Origin of the sequence: Pseudoalteromonas spongiae UST010723-006 (assembly GCF_000238255.3) — a bacterium.
In the GTDB taxonomy this organism is placed as follows: Bacteria; Pseudomonadota; Gammaproteobacteria; order Enterobacterales; family Alteromonadaceae; genus Pseudoalteromonas; species Pseudoalteromonas spongiae.
This window is the reverse complement of record NZ_CP011039.1, coordinates 1,380,723-1,398,185: the sequence shown is the minus strand read 5'-3', so window position 1 is coordinate 1,398,185 and position 17,463 is coordinate 1,380,723. Positions and strand designations below refer to the sequence as shown.

19 protein-coding genes are annotated in these 17,463 nt (G+C 41.7%); 7 read left to right on the top strand and 12 right to left on the bottom strand.

The genetic code is table 11. From position 1 onward, the window contains the following. Positions 1–116 precede the first annotated feature (116 nt). From PSPO_RS06585 to PSPO_RS06575, 3 genes are all read right to left on the bottom strand, one after another. Positions 117–575, bottom strand: a complete 459-nt coding sequence (locus PSPO_RS06585) for an Lrp/AsnC family transcriptional regulator (protein ID WP_010560230.1) — start codon at positions 573–575, stop codon at positions 117–119. 78 nt (positions 576–653) lie between these two features. Further along, complete coding sequence (locus PSPO_RS06580) at positions 654–1,298, bottom strand: MBL fold metallo-hydrolase (protein WP_010560231.1); 645 nt, start codon at positions 1,296–1,298, stop codon at positions 654–656. Positions 1,299–1,300: 2 nt separating this feature from the next. Continuing rightward, positions 1,301–3,058 (bottom strand): M14 family metallopeptidase, encoded by a 1,758-nt coding sequence (locus PSPO_RS06575; RefSeq protein WP_010560232.1) that lies wholly within the window; start codon positions 3,056–3,058, stop codon positions 1,301–1,303. 106 nt (positions 3,059–3,164) lie between these two features. On the opposite strand from PSPO_RS06575, the gene PSPO_RS06570 reads away from it, so the two are divergent. Then, a complete protein-coding gene (locus PSPO_RS06570) occupies positions 3,165–3,992 on the top strand; it encodes an SDR family oxidoreductase (protein WP_010560233.1) in 828 nt (275 codons plus the stop codon). Between the two features lie 636 nt (positions 3,993–4,628). Here the strand turns inward: PSPO_RS06570 and rplT are convergent. From rplT to thrS, 4 genes are all read right to left on the bottom strand, one after another. After that, positions 4,629–4,988 (bottom strand): 50S ribosomal protein L20, encoded by a 360-nt coding sequence (gene rplT, locus PSPO_RS06560; RefSeq protein ID WP_010387194.1) that lies wholly within the window; start codon positions 4,986–4,988, stop codon positions 4,629–4,631. Positions 4,989–5,003: 15 nt separating this feature from the next. Next, on the bottom strand, positions 5,004–5,204 hold the full coding sequence (gene rpmI, locus PSPO_RS06555) for a 50S ribosomal protein L35 (protein ID WP_010560234.1): 201 nt from the start codon (positions 5,202–5,204) through the stop codon (positions 5,004–5,006). 170 nt (positions 5,205–5,374) lie between these two features. Next, positions 5,375–5,932, bottom strand: a complete 558-nt coding sequence (infC, locus tag PSPO_RS06550) for a translation initiation factor IF-3 (RefSeq protein WP_010560235.1) — start codon at positions 5,930–5,932, stop codon at positions 5,375–5,377. A gap of 62 nt (positions 5,933–5,994) precedes the next feature. Beyond that, positions 5,995–7,905 (bottom strand): threonine--tRNA ligase, encoded by a 1,911-nt coding sequence (gene thrS / locus PSPO_RS06545; protein WP_010560236.1) that lies wholly within the window; start codon positions 7,903–7,905, stop codon positions 5,995–5,997. Positions 7,906–8,137: 232 nt separating this feature from the next. On the opposite strand from thrS, the gene PSPO_RS06540 reads away from it, so the two are divergent. Both PSPO_RS06540 and PSPO_RS06535 read left to right on the top strand, forming a co-directional pair. After that, positions 8,138–9,058 carry an endonuclease/exonuclease/phosphatase family protein gene (locus tag PSPO_RS06540; protein WP_010560237.1) on the top strand — a complete coding sequence of 307 codons (921 nt, stop codon included), beginning with the start codon at positions 8,138–8,140 and terminating at the stop codon, positions 9,056–9,058. 95 nt (positions 9,059–9,153) lie between these two features. Continuing rightward, a complete protein-coding gene (locus tag PSPO_RS06535) occupies positions 9,154–9,594 on the top strand; it encodes a DUF3010 family protein (protein WP_010560238.1) in 441 nt (146 codons plus the stop codon). Between the two features lie 42 nt (positions 9,595–9,636). Here PSPO_RS06535 and PSPO_RS06530 read toward each other — a convergent pair whose 3' ends face one another. From PSPO_RS06530 to cobU, 4 genes are all read right to left on the bottom strand, one after another. Further along, positions 9,637–10,884: an amidohydrolase family protein gene (locus tag PSPO_RS06530; protein WP_010560239.1), complete on the bottom strand. Its 1,248-nt coding sequence runs from the start codon at positions 10,882–10,884 to the stop codon at positions 9,637–9,639. Positions 10,885–10,895: 11 nt separating this feature from the next. Beyond that, positions 10,896–12,278, bottom strand: a complete 1,383-nt coding sequence (locus PSPO_RS06525) for an amidohydrolase (protein ID WP_010560240.1) — start codon at positions 12,276–12,278, stop codon at positions 10,896–10,898. A gap of 106 nt (positions 12,279–12,384) precedes the next feature. Further along, complete coding sequence (locus PSPO_RS06520; RefSeq protein WP_010560241.1) at positions 12,385–12,984, bottom strand: histidine phosphatase family protein; 600 nt, start codon at positions 12,982–12,984, stop codon at positions 12,385–12,387. Then, on the bottom strand, positions 12,965–13,489 hold the full coding sequence (cobU, locus tag PSPO_RS06515; protein ID WP_010560242.1) for a bifunctional adenosylcobinamide kinase/adenosylcobinamide-phosphate guanylyltransferase: 525 nt from the start codon (positions 13,487–13,489) through the stop codon (positions 12,965–12,967). The genes PSPO_RS06520 and cobU overlap by 20 nt, the downstream gene beginning before the upstream one ends. 69 nt (positions 13,490–13,558) lie before the next feature. Here cobU and cobT point away from each other — a divergent pair, with 69 nt between their 5' ends. From cobT to PSPO_RS06495, 4 genes are all read left to right on the top strand, one after another. Further along, on the top strand, positions 13,559–14,572 hold the full coding sequence (gene cobT, locus PSPO_RS06510; protein ID WP_010560243.1) for a nicotinate-nucleotide--dimethylbenzimidazole phosphoribosyltransferase: 1,014 nt from the start codon (positions 13,559–13,561) through the stop codon (positions 14,570–14,572). Next, entirely contained in the window at positions 14,572–15,339 is a 768-nt protein-coding gene (cobS, locus tag PSPO_RS06505) for an adenosylcobinamide-GDP ribazoletransferase (protein WP_010560244.1), read from the top strand. The genes cobT and cobS overlap by 1 nt, the downstream gene beginning before the upstream one ends. A 2-nt stretch (positions 15,340–15,341) precedes the next feature. Then, positions 15,342–15,938, top strand: a complete 597-nt coding sequence (gene cobO / locus PSPO_RS06500) for a cob(I)yrinic acid a,c-diamide adenosyltransferase (protein WP_010560245.1) — start codon at positions 15,342–15,344, stop codon at positions 15,936–15,938. A 256-nt stretch (positions 15,939–16,194) separates the two neighbouring features. Further along, complete coding sequence (locus PSPO_RS06495) at positions 16,195–16,545, top strand: DUF3718 domain-containing protein (protein WP_010560246.1); 351 nt, start codon at positions 16,195–16,197, stop codon at positions 16,543–16,545. A 95-nt stretch (positions 16,546–16,640) separates the two neighbouring features. Here the strand turns inward: PSPO_RS06495 and PSPO_RS06490 are convergent, their stop codons facing one another. After that, a complete protein-coding gene (locus PSPO_RS06490) occupies positions 16,641–17,345 on the bottom strand; it encodes a DUF445 domain-containing protein (RefSeq protein ID WP_010560247.1) in 705 nt (234 codons plus the stop codon). Between the last annotated feature and the right edge of the window lie 118 nt (positions 17,346–17,463).

The window sequence follows — 17,463 nt, the reverse complement described above, 5'->3', positions numbered from 1 at the left end:
AGCAGAATCGACGATTTATAACAATTTATTAAATTTCACAAAAAAACCGCCTAAAGGCGGTTTAAATACAAATTTTGTTAACTGTGAGCCCCGTTGTAGTGCTCAATAACTCAAAATTATAACGGCAGCGAAGTTGAGCGCTTTACGCAGGTCATGGTTACGTTCGAGTGTACTTCTTGAACGTAATCTAAACTTAATAATTTATCACGCACAAACTGCTCATAGCCTTCAATGCCTTTTGAAATAATACGAAGCATAAAGTCCATAGTGCCTGCCATGGTGTAACACTCAGTTACTTCATCATAGCTTTGAATAAGTTCTTCAAATTCAGCTAGCTGCGCGCGGCCATGGCTAGACAGGCGCACATGCGCGTAAACCAACATATCAAAACCGAGTTTTTTCGGCTCTAAAATCGCTACCTTGCCTTTAATGTATCCTTCTTGTTCTAAACGAGAAATACGACGCCAACAAGGAGACTGTGATAGCCCTACTTTGTCGGCAATCTCTGCCGTTGATAAGCTCGCGTCTTTTTGAATCAATGCGAGTATTTGACGATCTACTTGGTTTAATGACATAGCTTATTCTTAAATTTACTCATTAATGGTTAAATAATACTATACAATAGTCTTTGCGTCTGCTGATTTATTAATAATTTAGCCAAAGCGACCACTGGTAAATGGGTTGGTACGTTTTTCATGACCTACAGTTGTGGTTGGCCCATGACCTGGGTGAACCGTATAATCCTCTTGCAGCGAATAAATCTGTGATTCAATCGACTGCTTTAGCTGCTGTGCATTGCCACCTGGAAAATCAGTGCGCCCTACCGAACCGTTAAACAAAACATCACCAACGAATATCTGTTTAGAGTCATGTTCAATGAAAACAACGTGACCTGGCGTATGCCCTGGGGTAAAACGCACTTCTAGGGTGATTTCACCAAATGAAAAGGTATCACCGTCCGCTAGCCAGGTATTAGGGGTAAACACCTCAGCAAGCGGAAAGTTAAACATTTCACTTTGTCGTGGCAATGCATCTAGCCAAAACTTATCGCCTAGATGAGGACCAACAATGTCCACATCGTAAGTTTCGGCCAATTGCTTCGCAGCACCAACATGATCTAAATGACCATGTGTTAATAAAATCGCTTTTAGTGAGGCATTTGCACTATTAATTGCCGCGATTAACTTTTCAATATCCCCACCGGGATCAATAATTGCAGCATGTTTAGTTGTTTTACACACTAATAAATTAGCATTTTGTGCAAACGGCGTAACAGGATTTGTAAAAACGTCTAACATAATCACTCATACTCAATTAAAACGGGGTAATTTAAGTACCCGCCATCGTAAAATGGGGTTTTGCTGTACAGCCACGCTAAACGTTTTTGCGCGCTGTTTTTAAACTCACTATCGCTGTCTAGCTTTTCGTCAAACGCACGCTTCAACGCTGGGTCATTTGCTAGCATTTTTTCTGCAAACGGCAATAACGCATAGTTTTCTGAATATTCAGTGCGTTGAAAGATACTATTAAAAAAGCCCCACTTAAAGAACGAGTCTTCCGCTTCTGGTTGCAGTAAATGCACCGCCAATTTACCATTTGGTTGCGCAGTGCTTATTTTGTAATACGTACTTAAATCAACTTTAGCGGCATTTGAATACTCAAATTGGCCAGATACCTGCAATCGGCTTTCAAATGGTGTTGATGAAAAAGTGTGATCGGTAACCGTAATTGCTTTTAAGTTATTTACAACACCATAGGCACGCTCAAGCTTAATACCATGTTGCTGTAATTTTGCTGCGATATTACTCCACGCTTTTGGTAAATAATATGCGGCAGGCACTTTCACTTTTTCAACCACCTCTTTACGCCAAAAAACCGGTAACCCTTTGTACGTTTTTGCCTTACCTGTGTAACGCACTTCTTGTTGAGCGCTTAATTCGCTGAAGTACTTTTCATATTCAATACCCAAAAAGTCAATATTTACCGGTACCTTGCTATAACTACGGGCAACAACTAATTCACGCGGCATAAAGTCTTTTTCAATTTTCACTGTGCGGCGTAACTTGCTCAAATTATTTGAAACGGCATCAATCACACCATCTAAAAATACGTAAGTGCCAAGTACACGTTGTTTGTATGGTTTTAATGAATGATTTTCTAATAAAATGGTTGGCAAATTAGTAATATCACCCCAGCCATTAGAATAGCGCGGCGTGGCAACCCAACCTGCTAGACCTTCGCTCATTTCACGCTTATTCATAACAAACACCAGTGGGCCTGGGATATGGCCAAAACGTGACAGTTTCGCGTCAATTACCGGATTGATCTTTTCTGTAATAAATTGCGCAATTTTTGGTGATTCCGAAGCGAAACTAGGCGTTGAGCCATAGGTAATATCATACTGATAGTCCGCACCGTCGGTTACATGCATATCAACGTACATATCTGGTTGATATTGATTAATCACGCGCATCACCGCCTGAACGCCAGGGGTTTCAAGCTTAGTGTAATCTCGGTTTAAGTTTAAATTGCGACCATTAGTACGAAACCCCATGACCTCAGGACCACGCTGATTAATACGGTTAAAGCGGCTCGCATTTTCATGTCCATCGACATTTAAAATCGGAATAAACAGTAAATTTACGCGTTTTAAAATATCATTTCGCTGCCCTTGAGCGATATCACGCAGCAACATAAAGGTGGCATCTTTGCCATCTATTTCACCAGAGTGAATACCCGCTTGTAGCAAAATAGTCGCTTTATTGTTATCGATTTGACCTGTTTCACTGGCGATAAGCATTTTTATTGGCCGACCCGCGTCACTGGTACCAATCGACTCGATTTTAAACTGCTTACTATTTGCCTCAACCAGTTTATCGAGATACACCATGGTATCGTGATAATTAGGGGATTCCATACCACCTGAACGTTCAAATTGTGTTGCCAGTGGATTGGTTGGTTGTAATAGGCGTTCACTTTGCCCTTGCCACGCGGTAAGTGGCGGTAAGTGGTCAACTGCAGAAAGGCTCGCAGTCAGTAATAAAGCGTTTAAAAACATGCGTGTTATTTCTTTATAATAATTTGGCTTTACGGTAATCAAATTAACTTGAATTTGCAATTGAACGCGTTAAGGTAGGGCCAATTATTCTTTAAAATCAGAACATATGACTAAAACAGTACTAATAACAGGTAGTTCAAGCGGCATTGGCTATTACTGTGCAAAAGCGCTCGTTGAACGTGGCTATAAGGTCGTCGCAACTTGCCGTAAATTAGAAGACGTTGCGCGCCTACAACAAGAAGGTATTCACAGTGTCCAGCTCGACCTTGCGAGTGAAGCCAGTATTGAAAGTGGTTATCGCCAAGCGCTCGATATTCTCGGTCATATTGATGTGCTATTTAATAACGGTGCATATGGCCAGCCGGGCGCAGTAGAAGACTTGCCAACACATGCACTGAGAACCCAATTTGAAACCAATTTATTCGGTTGGCACCATTTAACCTGCCTAGCCATAAAGCATATGCGTGAACGTGGCCAAGGCCGCATTATTCAAAATTCATCTGTGTTAGGTTTAGTCACTTTACCTTATCGTGGTGCCTATAATGCCAGTAAATTTGCACTAGAAGGCTTAACCGACACTCTGCGCCAAGAGCTATCAGATACCAATATTCAGGTTAGTTTAATTGAGCCTGGGCCAATTGAATCGAAATTTAGAGACAACGCATTAGCCGCATTTTTTAGTGCTGAGATTGACGCTGAAAACAGTGCCCACTATGAAAACTATTTAAAACAACAGGCACGTCTTGAAGTAAAAGGTAAAGCGCAACCATTTACACTTGGCCCAGAAGCGGTTTATAAAAAGTTACTGCATGCCATTGAAGCAAAACGTGCGAAACCACGCTACTACGTGACCTTCCCTACCTATTTATTTGGCTACTTAAAGCGTATTTTATCGACCCGCTTAATGGACAGCATTTTAACCAAGTCGAGATAGGGTTCTGGGTTCTGGGTTCTGGGTTCTGGGTTCTGGGTTCTGGGTTCTGGGTTCTGGGTTCTGGGTTCTGGGTTCTGGGTTCTGGGTTCTGGGTTCTGGGTTCTGGGTTCTGGGTTCTGGGTTCTGGGTTCTGGGTTCTGGGTTCTGGGTTCTGGGTTCTGGGTTCTGGGTTCTGGGTTCTGGGTTCTGGGTTCTGGGTTCTGGGTTCTGGGTTCTGGGTTCTGGGTTCTGGGTTCTGGGTTCTGGGTTCTGGGTTCTGGGTTCTGGGTTCTGGGTTCTGGGTTCTGGGTTCTGGGTTCTGGGTTCTGGGTTCTGGGTTCTGGGTTCTGGGTTCTGGGTTCTGGGTTCTGGGTTCTGGGTTCTGGGTTCTGGGTTCTGGGTTCTGGGTTCTGGGTTCTGGGTTCTGGGTTCTGGGTTCTGGGTTCTGGGTTCTGGGTTCTGGGTTCTGGGTTCTGGGTTCTGGGTTCTGGGTTCTGGGTTCTGGGTTCTGGGTTCTGGGTTCTGGGTTCTGGGTTCTGGGTTCTGGGTTCTGGGTTCTGGAGTATTCTGAAATCTTAAATCTGAACACTCAATACTTAGAAATTAAAAAAGGGAGCAAAAGCTCCCTTTAAATCTGTAAAGCGTTTTAATCAAAGATTAAGCAGCTAGACCTTCTTTTGCTTTAGCAACTAGTGCTGCGAAAGCTACTTGGTCGTATACAGCGATATCTGCAAGGATCTTACGATCGATTTCAACAGATGACTTCTTAAGACCGTTAATGAAACGGCTGTAAGATAGACCGTTCTGACGTGCTGCCGCGTTGATACGTGCAATCCATAATTGACGGAAAGTACGTTTCTTAGCGCGACGGTCGCGGTAAGCGTATTGACCTGCTTTAGTTACTGCTTGGAACGCTACGCGATAAACACGTGAACGTGCTCCGTAGTAACCTTTAGCTTGCTTTAAAACTTTCTTGTGACGTGCACGTGCGATAACACCGCGTTTAACTCTTGCCATGACTAAAAACCCCTATTAAGCGAATGGTAACATACGGTTGATAAGGCCGATATCGTTCTTATGAACCATAGCCTTAGGACGTAAGTGAAGCTTACGCTTAGAAGATTTCTTAGTCAGAATGTGACGTAAGTGCGCTTGTTTACGCTTGAAACCGCCTGAAGCAGTCTTTTTGAAGCGCTTTGCAGCACCTCTGTGGCTTTTTAATTTATAGCCCATTGCAATAACTCCAATTGATATTGCTTTAATATTCAGCAAGTAGGCGGAATTTACATTCACTTTGCAGGCCTAACTTACTACCAATTACCGGTGGAACAAAGTTCACTTTAACCGGCTAAACAAGGTGGAGGCTAAAAGCCTCACTTTATACCTAGTTTATCTTTGCACCATTACTTTTTAGCAATTGGTGATAACATCATAATCATTTGACGGCCTTCCACTTTTTTAGGGAAAGACTCAACTTGAGCGATGTCTTGTAAATCGTCTTTAATGCGGTTTAATAAATCAATACCGATTTCTTGGTGCGCCATTTCACGACCACGGAAACGAATAGTAACTTTTGCTTTATCGCCCGCTTCTAAGAACTTAGTTAAATTGCGTAATTTAACTTGATAATCACCGATGTCAGTACCTGGACGGAATTTGATTTCCTTAATCTGGATCTGCTTCTGCTTTTTCTTTTGTTCTTTTTGTGCTTTGCTTTTTTCAAAGATGAACTTACCGAAATCCATCACTTTACAAACAGGTGGCTCTGCATTTGGGCTAATTTCAACTAAATCAACACCGGCAGCATCTGCTTTATCAAATGCTTCTTGCAGGCTAACTACGCCTAATGGCTCACCTTCAAAGCCGACTAAACGGACTTCTTTTGCTGTAATTTCTTCGTTGATACGATTTTTTTGAGCCGCTGGGCCCTTTTTTCCGCCTCTAATGGTTCGTTCCTCCACGAAATACCAAGATTAAAAACAAGGTGCGTAATGTACATTATTTATACACACCTTGCACTATTTTATTTTCTATTTTTAACTTCTTCAGCAAGCTTAGCAATAAAGTCATCAACTGATAACTTGCCAAGGTCTTCACCAGTACGTGTTCTAACTGCTAGTTCTTGTTGTTCTACTTCTTTATCACCAACAACTAGTAAATACGGAATACGTTTTAAAGTATGCTCGCGAATTTTAAAGCCTATCTTCTCATTTCTCAAGTCAGCACAGGCTCTAAATCCAAGATTATTCAATTTTTCTACAACTTCTGTAACATATTCAGACTGTTTATCGGTAATATTCATTACAACAACCTGTTTTGGTGCCAACCAAGTTGGGAATAATCCCGCATATTCTTCAGTTAAAATACCGATGAAACGCTCAATTGAACCTAAAATCGCACGGTGTATCATCACTGGCGTTTTACGTTCGTTATTTTCTGCAACATAAGTTGCACCTAAACGACCTGGTAATGCAAAGTCTAACTGAACCGTACCACATTGCCACGCACGCTCTAAACAGTCGTATAATGTGAATTCAATTTTCGGACCGTAGAATGCACCTTCACCTGGTAGGTATTCAAATTCAATACCATTTGCATCAAGTGCATCAGCCAGTGCTTTTTCTGACTTGTCCCACATTTCGTCTTCACCAATGCGCTTTTCCGGACGCGTTGATAGTTTTACCACGATTTTTTCGAAGCCGAATGTTTCGTATGTGTCGTATACCATTTTGATACACGATGATACTTCTTCCATTACCTGCTCTTCAGTACAGAATACGTGCGCATCGTCTTGTGTAAAGCCACGTACACGCATTAGGCCGTGTAGTGCACCCGATGGTTCGTTACGGTGACAACAACCAAATTCAGCCATACGCAGTGGTAAATCACGGTATGATTTTAAACCTTGGTTAAAGATCTGAACGTGACCTGGACAGTTCATTGGCTTAATCGCATATTCGCGCTTTTCAGATTCAGTGGTAAACATCGCATCGCCATATTTATCCCAGTGACCTGATTTTTCCCAAAGTACACGGTCCATCATTAATGGGCCTTTTACTTCTTCGTACTTATATTCGCGCAGTTTCTCACGCACAAAGTCTTCTAGCTCGCGGTAAATGCTCCAGCCGTCATTGTGCCAAAACACCATGCCTGGCGCTTCTTCTTGCCAGTGCCATAAATCCAGTGCTTTACCAATTTTACGGTGATCACGTTTTTCTGCTTCTTCAAGACGCTTTAAATACGCTTTTAATTGTTTTTTATCTGCCCACGCTGTGCCATAAACACGTTGTAGCATTTTGTTATCTGAGTCACCACGCCAGTATGCACCTGCCACTTTCATAATTTTAAAGTGCTGACAGAATTTCATATTAGGTACGTGTGGACCACGACACATATCAATGTATTCTTCGTGGTGGTATAGACCTGGAGTATCATCACGGCTGATGTTTTCGTCTAAGATTTCCATCTTGTACGTTTCACCACGCGCTTCAAATGCATCGCGCGCTTCTTGCCAAGTAACAACTTTTTTAACAACGTCGTAATTTGTTTTCGCAAGTTCTAACATACGCTTTTCTAGTTTTTCTAGATCTTCCGCTGTTAATGAGTGCTCCATATCGATGTCGTAGTAAAAACCGTTGTCGATTGTTGGACCAATCGCCATTTTAACATCTGGGTAAAGCTGCTTAATTGCATGACCTAATAGGTGAGCACATGAGTGACGAATGATTTCTAAACCATCGTCATCTTTTGCGGTAATGATTTCCAGCTGGCTGTCTTCGGTGATTAGCTGGCATGCGTCTACACGTTCGCCATTGATACGACCAGCAATGGTTGCTTTAGCTAAACCAGGGCCGATGTCTAGTGCAACGTCTAATACAGAAACAGGATTATCAAATGCTCGTTGTGAGCCATCTGGAAGAGTAATAATTGGCATGTTTTGTCCTTGCTACAGTGGTGATGCCTACAATGCATCACATGCAGTTAATAAAGTGAGTCCAGCATTCAAAACACTTTTACAATAAGTGTGGTTACTTAAATACTCGGCTCATGAAAGTAAAACAGTTATTTTAACTAGCAAATTATGAATTACAAGGAGAAACCGAGCCGATTGACTAATTTTCCAAATCACACATACTTAGGGGTAATCAGCAAGCGAAGTAAAGACAATGTCACTGACCATAGCCTCTCTAAATTTATGCAATTACTGCAAGCCACCTTACAGCTTTTATGACTTCGAATCGACCTACACTAAAGCGCAATGGCAGCAAAAAGAAGCGTGGCTGAGTCAATTGTTATTAAACACCCGCCCCGATGTCATTTGTTTTCAAGAAGTGTTCTCAGTATGCGCATTAACTGAACTAATCGCCCAATGCGGGCTTCCCCACTTTGCTATTTGCGATGAACCTGCGCTCGATGAGCACAATCCTTATTTATATAAACGTCCAATTGTTTTAATTGCATCGCGGTTTCCTATTACCAATGTCAGGCGCATTGATGTGCCGCCATTTTTAAAAATGTCGGCGCTGTCGCGTGAAATTATTAATTGTGAAATCACTCACCCTGAATATGGCCATATACGATTATACGGCACACATTTAAAATCAAAACGCGCAACCGACATTGCCGACGAACTGCCTAACGCAGACGAAATATCACCTGTCGCAATCTCCCATATTGGCCGAATACTATCTGATAAACAACGTGCCGATGAAGCCATGGCACTGTATTTTGATTTTATCAGTCAGCAACTTAAACACCCGCTTCCCAGTTTTATTATGGGAGATTTTAATCAACAAGCGGTGCAATCGAACTTAGCATTTTTTACCGAAGAAACTGAATTTAAACAAGACCTTGATGGCGATTTAAAACTGCTCGACAGCTTTTATTTGAGCCAATTACAAACCCGTAAACCAACTCACTATTATTATGGCAAAGGCAGTGTGCTCGACTACATCGTTTGCCCTGAATCGATTTTAAGTGAATTAAATTTGGGTACACTTGATTTCAAGGTGCAGGACGAGCATATTAGCCAAGACGAAATCAACGTAACAACCGATCATGCAATGGTCTGTATTACCCTTTCCTAACAGCGCCATTAATCATCGTAATTTATCTGAACACACTAATGTTATTTATAAGGCCTGTGGTAAACTAGCGAAAATTTTTAGTTAGGAATGCCCCAATGAGAACATGTGGTGTTGAAATTAAAGGCTCTGAAGCCTTAATTTGTGTATTAGCAAAAGACAACGATGTATTTGATATTCGTGATGTGCGCCAAACACGATTTGTATTACCAAAAAGCGATGATGCTGAAGAAATCCGTAAATTTCAGTTTGATTTTGCAAAACTAATGCAAGATTACCAAGTTGATAGCATTGCTATCAAAGAGCGTCAACAAAAAGGGAAATTCGCGGGCAGCCCACAAGGCTTTAAAATTGAAGCGGCACTGCAACTGATTGACGATATGCGTGTGGTATTACTTAATCCAACGGCAATGAAAGAACAGCTGAAGAAAAATCCGTTGCCAATTGATTTTGAAGATACCGGCCTTAAAAAGTTTCAAGAAACGGCATTTTTTACAGCCTACATAGACCTAACGCACCGCACTTATAATAAAGCGTAAGTAAAAAGGCGCCAATTGGCGCCTTTTTTAATGTGCTTGAGTTTACTTAGTGTAAGCTCGTGGCATATTGGTTTCAGCCATATAACGGTCACGTAATTTATCGTGACGCGACTCAGTCGATACTTCAACACCATTAATCATCACTTTTTCAAGTGTAGTGCTGAATTCAAATGGGTCTGCCGACCATACAGCTAAATCTGCAGCCTTGCCAACTTCAATGCTACCTGCATCTTCAATATTAAAGATTTCAGCAACATTACTTGTAATCGCTTTCAGTGCACCTTCTCGGCTCATGCCATTGGCAATTGCATTACCCGCATCATAACGCAGTTGATACACATTGTGGCTGCTATCGCCTGCAATAGTAAGTGCCACCAGCACACCGGCTTTTTCTAACTCGCCAGCTGTTTCAAGTGACGCATTTAACGAATCAAAATCACCCGGTAAATTTGCCATCGCACTTAAAATAACAGGTACCTTAGCTGCCGCCAGTTCTGCTTTGATTGGCAATGCATCTTCCGCGCCTGAAATCACCAAATCGATACCAAAGCGCTCTTTCACTTTAATTAGCTCAAGCATGTCTTGTGCACGTGATACACGCACAACAACAGGTTTTTCACCGTTTAATGCCGCTGTTAATAGCTTTTCTTTTTTAGAAGGCTCTGCTTTATCGTCTTTTTTGTCAGATTTTTTTGCTTTCGCAATTTTCGTTTGCTGCTCTTCTAGCGTATCGATAAATTCACTTAAAGACGCTGCACGTGAACCGTCTTTAGTACCGCCTAGATTAACAATAATCGCATTTTGGCTATCAACCACACTTGTACCAAACTCGCCGCTTAAATTAACCGTTGAGCTTAAACCAACAAATGGACTTTCACCCCAACTTGGCGCAATAACATCACGGGTGATCCCGCCTTTACGTGCATACGCAATCAGTGTTGATTTTGGGTTAAACGCAAGTGATGGGTCAAAGGTAATACCACCTTTTTTCTCGTTGCCATCACGCGATGAAGCAACGGCGCCCACTTCCACTAAACCAAGTTGGTTCATGCTGCCAATAAAACCAGGCGTTACAATTTTACCTTGTGCATCAATAATCACATCTGCGGTTGCTGCGTCAGTAGTAACGGCTTTGATTTTGCCGTCTTCGATGATCACACTACCGTTTTTAATAACACCTTGCTCAGATGCAGTATGGATTTGTGCATTAATAATTGCAGTTGTTTGCGCCATTGCGCCTGCTGAACTTAACACCGCTGCAGCAAGTAAGGTCTGTTTAAATAATTTCATCACTGTATTCCTTATTGCTGGCCTAACATAAAGTCGCTTTTCGCTTGGTATTTTTCATCGTTGCGGTCATATACTTTTGCGCCGTCAATAAATACTTGCTCTGCCTGTGCGTAAACACTAAATGGGCTTTGATTCCAAATAACAACATCTGCTTGCTTGCCGGCTTCTAGGCTACCCACTTTATCTTCAACACCCAGCGATATCGCAGCGTTTTGCGTGATCCAACGAATAGCATGCTCTTCTTTAATATCAAAACCGTTTTCATTAGCGCGGTACATTACTTTTGCCGCTTCTTGGTTTAGACGCTGAATTGTTGTGTCTGAATCTGAGTGAACGATGGCACATGAATTTTTAACCGCATCAACAATGGCAATGTTTTCTTGCACCATGTCGTAAGCTTCCATCTTAAAGCCCCACCAATCAGGCCAAAGTGCAGCACAGCTGCCGTTATCTGCTAGTAAGTCTGCAATTTTGTATGCTTCAATACCATGGTGGAACGTACCTGCGTGGTAACCAAATTCTTTTGATAGGTCAATCATCATCGCCATTTCTTCTGCTTTGTAGCAGTGGTTATGGATCATGATCTCGCCATCTAAAACGCCACGTAGTGTATCTAGTTTAATATCACGCTCTGGTGCATCAACGGTTAAACCTAACTTATGCTCGCGATCGTATTTTTCCCAAGCAAGTTTGTATTCTGTTGCCTCAGCCCATGCGCTGCGATAGCCAGCCATGTTACCCATACGTGTTGCTGGTGACTCTTTGCGGCTACCATATACGCGTTTCGGGTTCTCACCACATGCCATTTTTAAACCATAAGGTGCATCTGGGAATTTCATTGCTTGCATGGTGTGCGCTGGTACGTTTTTAAGCGTTACGCCGCGGCCGCCAAATAAATTAGCTGAGCCTGGTAAAACTTGCAGTGATGTAATACCACCAGCACGGGCAGTATTAAAACCAGGATCTTGTGGCCAGATTGAGTGTTCAACCCATACGTAAGCGGTATTTGGGCTAGTCATTTCATTGCCGTCTTGGTGCGATTCAACCGACGGGCTTGGGTAGGCACCTAAATGCGAGTGTACATCAATAATACCCGGAGTAACCCACTTGCCATTGGCGTCAATTACGCGTGCACTTGCATGACTTAAGTTTTCGCCTACTTTTGAAATTTGGCCATTTAAAATCAATACATCTGCATTATCAAGACGTTCGCCAGTACCTGTTAATACGGTAGCATTCTTAATCAGTAATTCTGTACTTTCATAAGGTTGATAAGTACTCGGGTATGGATTTTTGTTAATTGAAACGTGCTCACCTTGTGGTGCTTGTTTATTACAAGCTGCCAGCCCCAGTGACATAGCAACAACTAACGCAGAAGGGATAAATCTTTGCATTATTGTTATTCTCCGAAAAAATACTGCTCAAATGTAGCGAATAAAAGCCGCAATTGCACATTTTTACGGTAAACACCCGCTTATTTGCTATAAACAAATGTAAACGCTACAAATGTAATCGGTAAAAATAGTCGCCCTTGTCATTTATCACGCTAATCTTTAACAAACTAGCGTAGGCTAAATCAATGGATTGCTGAAACTGCCCATCGGATTGTTGTACCCCGAGTACTAACTGAAGAATTTCGCGCATCACGCCAGCGTGACTTACCAGTAATAGATTCTTTCCTTGATACTGCTGACAGACAAATTTAAACGCTGTGGTTACACGTTGATTAAACGCCACCATGGTTTCACCATTAGGAGGCGATACCGAATACGGCGATTTAAAAAATGCCATAATTTGGCTGTTATGGTGCTCAAATAATTCGCTAAATGGTTTGCCATCCCAATCGCCAAAATTCATTTCAGCAAAATCACTCATCGTTTCAAAACTGAGGTTTTTGTCATCGGCGTAGGTTTTTGCAAAGTAGCAACAGCGTTTAAGTGGCGAGCTTATAACGGCATCGATAGTTAGCCCATCGCTAGCTTGCTGCATTTGTGAAAGCCCGTGTTCGGTGATCGCAAAATCCGTCAATCCACGTAAGCATTTATCACCCTCTGGTAACCCATGCCGTAGTAAGTAAATGTTAGTCGTGTTTGAGTTCATGAGCGATCCCAGCAATGGTAAACGTAACCGTGCTTGCAATACGCGCAACATCTTGATTTAACCAACCTTGCTCATCGGCAAATTGGCGCGCTAATGCATTATCGGGTGTTATAGAAAAACCAACCTCATTACTTACCATAATCACAGCATTTTTAGTTCGCGTTAACCAATCAAGAAAGCGTTGCTTTTCTTCTTGCCAATCAATTTGTTGATAATACAAACAGTTATTTAGCCAAACCGTTAAGCAATCAATCAATATAATGCAAGGTTCTTCAACTGCATTCAATGAGTCAACAAGTTTGGGACCGCTTTCAATGGTTTGCCACTGCTTAGGGCGCGTGTGTTTGTGGCGCTCGATACGGCTTTTCATTTCATCGTCAAACGCTTCAGCGGTTGCAATATAAACAACCGGAAGTCCTAGCTGAGTTGCGTATTCTTGCGCTGTTTGTTCGGCATAACGGGATTTACCAGAACGCACACCACCAATTACTAAATTTTTCTTCATTAAAAGCAAAAGCCCTTGTTACTGCTGGGTTTGTCACGCACAATAACTAAAAAATATTTGGAAATCCAGATGTCTACCAGCAACAATATTGCCGACACAATTCAAAACACCATTAACGGTAAGATTAAACCGTTAGGCTCGCTTGGTAAAATAGAACAACTTGCAGCGCAAATCGCTACGCTACACCTTACCCCTAGCAGTGAAAATTCATTATCTATTCTAAATCCTACGTTACTTGTGTTTGCTGGTGACCATGGTATTGCTAAACACAATATCAGTATTGCCCCAAGTGACGTTACCACGTTGATGGTGAGTTGCTTTTTAAGCGGGCAAGCTGCGATCAATAGCTTTATAAAGTCAACAAATTGGCAATTAAAGGTAGTCGATTGCGGTATTCAGACCCAATTACCAACGCATAATAATTTAATAAACGCGCGCTTAGGTAATGTTTGTGGTGATATAAGCGTAGAGCCCGCTTTAACTGAAACACAGTTCGATGAAGCACGCTTGCATAGTGAAAAGTTGCTACAACAGCTAGATACTAATCTAATAGCCTTTGGCGAAATGGGGATCGGTAATACCAGTCCAGCAAGTGCTATATTTGCAAAACTATTTAAGCTACCTGTAGAAAATGTGGTTGGACATGGCACTGGCATTGACCAGCAACAATTTAACAACAAACGTTTGCTTATAAGTAAGGCGGTTAAGCGTGTAGACAGCGACCAGCCGCTCGAAATTTTGCGCCAGCTAGGTAGTTTTGAGATTGCTACCATGACCTTTACCATGCTGGAAGCTTCTATACACAACAAATTAATATTGGTTGATGGATTTATTGTAACAAGCGCAGCGGCTATTGCTCTGGCAATCAAACCAAGTATTAGAACTAATTTAGTATTTGCCCATAAATCAAACGAATCCGCACATGGCCAAATGTTAGACAAATTAGCGGTAGAGCCATTGCTTGATCTTTCTTTAAGGCTAGGAGAAGGCACTGGCGCCGCACTTTGCCTTGGGTTAATTGAGGCAGCCGTTAACTTTTACAATGAGATGGCCAGTTTTGAAGATTTGGGAATTGCCTTGTAATGACGCTACAACATGAAATCGCGTTATTTAAGTTAGCGCTCAGCTTTTTAACGCGTATTCCCATTCATATAGACGACTACAGTGATGACAAACTCAACAAGGCGTCTGGTTATTTTCCGCTAGTTGGCGTATTTATTGGGTGTTTACTCGGGTTATGTGTTTACCTTTTACAACTTGTGTTGCCAATTAGCGTATCGGTTGTGCTTGTAATAATAATTGGTTTATTACTTACGGGCGGTTTTCATGAAGATGGCCTAGCAGATATTGCCGATGGCTTTGGCGGTGCATTCGATGCCCATAGAAAACTGGAAATTATGAAAGACTCACGCCTTGGCACCTATGGTACACTAGCTCTGATTTCGCTGTTTGCAATCAAGTATCAAACCCTCGTTGCAACAAGTCATATTGTCATGGCATTAATCGCAGCACATGGTATTAGCCGTGCATTTGCCACTAGTATTATTGGCACATGCCCTTATGTCACAGAAGACACCATAAGCAAAGTAAAACCAATTGCCAAACACTTGCCAAGCAGCGCTCAGAACCGTTTATGGCTTACCTTTTGTGTACTATGTGCTGTGTTATTTTTGTATGGCATGAGTTTACTAAAGCTTATAGCACTCTTTGTGACCTGTTTCGCGGTTCGCAGCGTACTTATCGCTTGGTTTAAAAAACACATTAATGGCTATACCGGAGATTGTTTGGGCGCGGCTCAGCAAATTTTCGAAGTATTGATATATTGCTTAGTTTTATTATTTTTGGAATAACAATGTCAGATAAATTTGAACAACATCAAAAGCGTCAAGAAAAAATCAAAAAAGCGGTCGATGAGAAAGTTGCCAAAGCAACCATAGAGAAAGGACTATTTCTCGTTATCACTGGTAATGGCAAAGGGAAGTCGACCAGTGCGTTTGGCACGGTTGCACGTGCTGTAGGTCATGGGCAAAAAGCAGCTGTAGCACAATTTGTTAAAGGCGGCTGGGAGTGTGGTGAGCGCAATTTACTTGAAAATGCCGGCGCCACTTTTTTTGTTATGTCGACAGGCTTCACTTGGGAAACGCAAAACCGAGAATCAGATACACAAGCCGCGCAAGCTGTGTGGCAAGACATCAAACAGTGTTTATCAGATGACACCATAGATTTGGTCGTACTTGATGAAATCACCTACATGATTAATTACGACTATATTGACCTTGATGACGTACTAATGGCAATTGCCAAACGCCCAAAAGAGCAATCCGTGATTGTGACCGGTCGCGCAGCACACCGTAAGTTAGAAGAGCTCGCTGACACAGTCTCCGAAGTACGTAATGTCAAACATGCCTTTGAAAACGGCGTTAAAGCGCGTAAAGGCATCGACTGGTAAATTAACACAAAGCGACGTGTAATTACTTCAGCAATGAAAAAAGTTAAAAAATAATTTCAGCTATTTATTGCAAATGTCACATATTAACGCCATGAAAAGTGGCGTTTTTTATGCGCTAATGACACATTTGAAATACTCTTTTACACCCTGTCACGTTCGGTTAACAGCATTTTTTCGAGTTTCAGCGACTATATAAGTACGTTCAATTGAAAACGTGAACATTTACTTTAATTAATGTTGGAATGAGGAATTTAACATGAAAATTTTAGCAGCAGCACTTATTAGCACCACCCTTTTCGCTTCAGTAAACGCATCTGCAGATACACAATTTGTCGCAGCAGATAATTCGCCGGGTACTGCGCTTTGTATGGCAATGACAACAAACAAACCGCTTAAACTACATCGTGAACTTAAAGAAACTTATCTTAAAAAGCATTCACTGGCGGATAAACTAACTTGTAATGATATGTCGCTGGCGAAATTTGCAAATACATATGGCCTTAACCGCACTGGCAAATATTTAAACTTAGAAGTTAAAACATCAACCAGTATTCAAGACTTAGCAATGGCGAAAAAACAAATCATCTATGTTTCAGGCAGCAAGTAACCTTAACATGGTGTTTGGATAATGACAGGAATAAGACAAGAAAACGGAGGCTCTGCCTCCGTTTTTACGTAATTCTTTTTAATAGATAATCGGCTTTAAATAAAATGAGCAAGTAAGCCAAATAAACCACCGAATACTCCACCCCAAACAACCAACCAGCCTAGGTGCTCTTTAATAAGGTTTTGAATAAGCTCTTTGACAAGTTCAGGCGTTAACTCGGTTAAACGCGCCTCAATAATCGCTTCAATTTTTGATTGGAGCTTTTCCGCACTGGTGTTAGATGTTAGCTGTGCTTGCACAGTTTTATGGAATACTTCAGAGCTACTGATCTCAATAAGCGATGACTGCATTTTTTCAATAAACGGCTGTTTCATTGGTTCAAGTACTGCTGTACCACCAAACATGCCAAGCATCGCGCCAAACTGCGAGTTTTCAACCACGTCTACCAACGAGTCAAACGCAGGGTTTAAATCGGTATTTTCAATGATCGGCGTGAAATCGATGCCATTATCGCTATTATCCAGCTCTGCTGACATGAGCTTATTAATATTTTCTTGAGTAAAGAACTGCGACATAAATAAGCGCTTAATGGCTAATTTAATCTGTTCAAACTGATTTGGAATCACACCCGAACCGTAAAGACCGGGTACTTTTTCAAATAACATGTGCACAGCAAGCCAGTTTGTTAGCGCACCTGATAACGCAAATAAACCAATGCTAAGTAACCACGGTAAAGACAATACAAAACCCGCCACTGTTAACACCACAGCGACAAGATTGGTGATAGCGTGCTTGTTCAACTAACCCTCCAAATTCCAGCTAAACCCAAATCGCCGCTATTTTAAAGTTTGGGTTTGGCTAGAAGCAAGGGCAAAAAGCCGAATTTCTTCTTATTTTATGTGCTTTTTTGTAAACGGT

Excerpts from the sequence above, each read along its gene's own strand:
- PSPO_RS06585 (WP_010560230.1), bottom strand. The coding sequence starts at position 575 with ATGTCATTAAACCAAGTAGATCGTCAAATACTCGCATTGATTCAAAAA.
- PSPO_RS06580 (WP_010560231.1), bottom strand. The coding sequence starts at position 1,298 with ATGTTAGACGTTTTTACAAATCCTGTTACGCCGTTTGCACAAAATGCT.
- PSPO_RS06575 (WP_010560232.1), bottom strand. The coding sequence starts at position 3,058 with ATGTTTTTAAACGCTTTATTACTGACTGCGAGCCTTTCTGCAGTTGAC.
- PSPO_RS06570 (WP_010560233.1), top strand. The coding sequence starts at position 3,165 with ATGACTAAAACAGTACTAATAACAGGTAGTTCAAGCGGCATTGGCTAT.
- rplT (WP_010387194.1), bottom strand. The coding sequence starts at position 4,988 with ATGGCAAGAGTTAAACGCGGTGTTATCGCACGTGCACGTCACAAGAAA.
- rpmI (WP_010560234.1), bottom strand. The coding sequence starts at position 5,204 with ATGGGCTATAAATTAAAAAGCCACAGAGGTGCTGCAAAGCGCTTCAAA.
- thrS (WP_010560236.1), bottom strand. The coding sequence starts at position 7,905 with ATGCCAATTATTACTCTTCCAGATGGCTCACAACGAGCATTTGATAAT.
- PSPO_RS06540 (WP_010560237.1), top strand. The coding sequence starts at position 8,138 with ATGTCACTGACCATAGCCTCTCTAAATTTATGCAATTACTGCAAGCCA.
- PSPO_RS06535 (WP_010560238.1), top strand. The coding sequence starts at position 9,154 with ATGAGAACATGTGGTGTTGAAATTAAAGGCTCTGAAGCCTTAATTTGT.
- PSPO_RS06530 (WP_010560239.1), bottom strand. The coding sequence starts at position 10,884 with ATGAAATTATTTAAACAGACCTTACTTGCTGCAGCGGTGTTAAGTTCA.
- PSPO_RS06525 (WP_010560240.1), bottom strand. The coding sequence starts at position 12,278 with ATGCAAAGATTTATCCCTTCTGCGTTAGTTGTTGCTATGTCACTGGGG.
- PSPO_RS06520 (WP_010560241.1), bottom strand. The coding sequence starts at position 12,984 with ATGAACTCAAACACGACTAACATTTACTTACTACGGCATGGGTTACCA.
- cobU (WP_010560242.1), bottom strand. The coding sequence starts at position 13,489 with ATGAAGAAAAATTTAGTAATTGGTGGTGTGCGTTCTGGTAAATCCCGT.
- cobT (WP_010560243.1), top strand. The coding sequence starts at position 13,559 with ATGTCTACCAGCAACAATATTGCCGACACAATTCAAAACACCATTAAC.
- cobS (WP_010560244.1), top strand. The coding sequence starts at position 14,572 with ATGACGCTACAACATGAAATCGCGTTATTTAAGTTAGCGCTCAGCTTT.
- cobO (WP_010560245.1), top strand. The coding sequence starts at position 15,342 with ATGTCAGATAAATTTGAACAACATCAAAAGCGTCAAGAAAAAATCAAA.
- PSPO_RS06495 (WP_010560246.1), top strand. The coding sequence starts at position 16,195 with ATGAAAATTTTAGCAGCAGCACTTATTAGCACCACCCTTTTCGCTTCA.